This window comes from Pleurocapsa sp. CCALA 161, from assembly GCF_003003995.1.
GTDB lineage: Bacteria > Cyanobacteriota > Cyanobacteriia > Cyanobacteriales > Xenococcaceae > Waterburya.
In genome coordinates this window covers 1-3015 of sequence record NZ_PVWF01000239.1, presented here as the reverse complement: position 1 = coordinate 3015, position 3015 = coordinate 1, and the positions used below count along the sequence as shown (strand labels likewise).

The window sequence follows — 3015 nt, the reverse complement described above, 5'->3', positions numbered from 1 at the left end:
TAGAAACATCAGATAGATCTGCATCGGCTAGATAGACTTTACCATCGCCTGAAAGATTGTTTTGAATCAGGTTTTTAAATTGAGTCAAAATCTCAACTCGTTCACTCGCACAGGTAGCAGAATTGAGCAGATGCCAAATTACCTGTTCTGCTTCATCAATGATTACTATTCCATCTTGCCAATTATCGGCATTAAATCTGGCACTAGATTTGGGATGTAGTGAATCGATACAGAGTCCGTAGCCGAGAATAGTTCCGTATTCAACGGTTTTGATTTCGGTTAGGTAAGGAAGTCCTACTCTTTGACATAATGCTTCTCCTAATTGGATACGGTGGGTTAATAGGAGTACCCACTTTCCTTCTTTAGTGGCTTGGTTCACTATTTGTTCGAGTAAATGGGTTTTGCCTGTGCCTTTGGGGGATTTTAAACAGATTAATTTGGCAGTATCGGCGATAGTTAGGGTGTCGGGTACAAGGTTTTGGTAAGCAAGCTCATCGTCTTTCCCTTTCCCCCTTCCCCTTTCCCCCTTTCCCTTTTTGCCCTCTGCCCCCCTTAAAGAACCTAAGTAGCGTCGATTAACCTGAATATTAGCTTTATAGGTTAATTGGACTTGTGTTTGAACCAACCAAGTAGAGAGAGATAATGCCTGAGCATAAGCTTGATGAAATGCCTCTGCACCGCTATTGACAATTAGATCGTCAACTCCTTTATTTTGTCCGTCTGACTCTTGCCGCGGAAGGCGGTCAAGCGCGATGCGAAGCGAGTCCTTTAGGGCAAGCCCTGCATCGGAGCGCGTTCCTTGGGCGACGAAACGTCGCCAGGGTCGCTCCTCCTTTTCAAGGCAGGGAACGCTTGACCAACGAATTACCTTAACATCAACTCCAGCTTTGGTAAAAAGTTTGCCTGTTTTGGCGATCGCGCAATTTACATTAGCGATTGTACTAGCTTTAGTGTCTCGATCAAAGGCAAAATAAACTGTACGTCCAGGGGTGGCAAAGACTTGAAGTTGAGGAATAAGTTTAGCCAGTCCTGTTTTTCTCCCAAATTCATCTTTAGGTTGGCGATAGCCATTAAAAATACCAGGTAAGGCGATCGCTGCATAACCTAAACTAATTAAAGCTGCTGCTTTTTTAGCCCCTTCGGTAACGATCAAAGGAACTTCAGAATTGTTTACTACCCATGACCAAAATGATAGCGAGGGATTTCTGTCTCGCAGTCTCAGGGCTAGAGGAGATAAAAATAACTTGATGTTATTTTGTTTTGCTACTTGATGCCAAAGAAGTTGAGAAACTTTCAGGGCAATGATCCCTGTCGGGTGTTTAGGAGGAGCTTCATATTTAATTATTTTCCCTTTGTCTGCCGATAATCTGGGCTGAAGTGGTTTAAATTGTCCCCAGATATCTTCAGAATAATTGTTATTGACATCTACTCCTGAAACCCACCAACCTCCTGCTTCAACATGGCGATAGCGTTTGAGGATGCTGTAGCTAATTGTGCCAGAGTTAGTTCTTTTAAGTGTTTCGGAAATAAACAGGCGGTCTAGTGCCACCTGTCCTTCTAGGTGGAAAAAGTTAAGTTTAATTAAATCGGGATGAATTCCGCTTCCTTGGTTAAGTTCGCGATATTCAGCAGATGTTAACTGGTTGGGTAGTTGTTTTTCACTCGATGTATCTGAAGCAGTACGTTGTTTAGGTAATTGTTGGGTCATTTAAAAGGACTCCTTAATTTTTAAAAGAAGCCTTAAAACGACGACACAGAAAGCATTGTAATTTTCCCATAGCGAACTAAGGCCAAACGAAGATTACCCATCTAGCAAGCTAAGCTCACTAGTATAGTCCTCAAATTTTGGCGCACCACAAAGCAGATCTTTTTAAGATCGCCAGTGCAACTTGGGAAAAATGGAGGTACAATATTATTAGCAATTAATATGTACTCCTTGGTTTTCCAAGGAATGGGGAAGAGCTGATACTTGTGCTTACTGCATCGGGTTTCGGCTCTTTTCTATTTATGGGTTGAATCGGAAATAGTCTGTACTAAATTATTTACTTAAGTAAGGTCATAGTTATTTATGAAATAGATGTTGCAACTCTTATTTTGGCAGAGCTTAAAAGAGATTAAAAGAGCTATAAATTTTAGTGTTTAGGAGTTCGCCTAAACACTATTTTTGTTGTTTAGGAGCTAGAATGCTTGCTAAATAAGACTTTTTAAATTAAAACGTTTCCGAATAACCCCAAAACGTTTCCGAATAACCCCGAAACGTTTCCGAATAACCCCCAAGTGTTTAGGAGCTAATATCATTGCTATATATGTTGTTTGGGATTTATTAAATTTTGTGACTGTTTAGGAGTTTATTCAATCCTCCTAAACACAAAAAAACCTTTATTCAAAGGCTTTTGAGCAAAGTAGATATGTTGTTTACTTATTTGGTTTGGTTATGTTTCTAAACCTAAATAAGTCAAAACTTGAACTTTAAGTTCAGGGGTAACTGGATGAGGATAGCAACCATTTTCAATTTGAGATAAGCGGGAAGGTGAAATATGAAGTTCTTTTGCCATTGTTCTTAGGCTTTCTTTATTAGCTATACGTGCTTTTCTAATTTGTTGACCAAATATTAATATATTTGTATTTAATGTGGTGTCAGATATTGCAAGTTGTTTTTTATTAGCTTGGAAGTCAGGTTGGAGAGCTTTTTGAGGTTTAGGCTTAAGCTTAATTTCAGGTTGGTTTAGAGTACCAAAACAGTGCAGCCATTGATCGAACCAATATCTTGGTTTTTTAATTTTACTATTTGAACGAGTCCATTCGGGAACGTCAGCGTCGTAGACAAAAGTATATGGATGCTCGAACTTAGCTAAAATTTTAATTCCTCGATCAAAGCTACGTTTTAAATTGAAGGCTGCACTTCCATCGATTCTTGCTGTCTCTATTTCCTTTCCATATCCAATACTGGTTAAAAGGGTTTCTATTTGAAAATAACCACTCTTACTCTGCTGTAATGCGAAAAGAGCAAAATAA

2 protein-coding genes are annotated in these 3015 nt (G+C 39.3%); both read right to left on the bottom strand.

Annotated features, from left to right (window positions below; genetic code table 11):
• The coding region (locus C7B62_RS25180) for a DUF3854 domain-containing protein (RefSeq protein ID WP_146132225.1) at positions 1–1708 on the bottom strand (1708 nt) is incomplete at its 3' end.
• Positions 1709–2432: 724 nt separating this feature from the next.
• Positions 2433–3015: helix-turn-helix domain-containing protein (locus C7B62_RS25175; RefSeq protein WP_146132224.1), on the bottom strand; the 583-nt coding region annotated here is incomplete at its 5' end.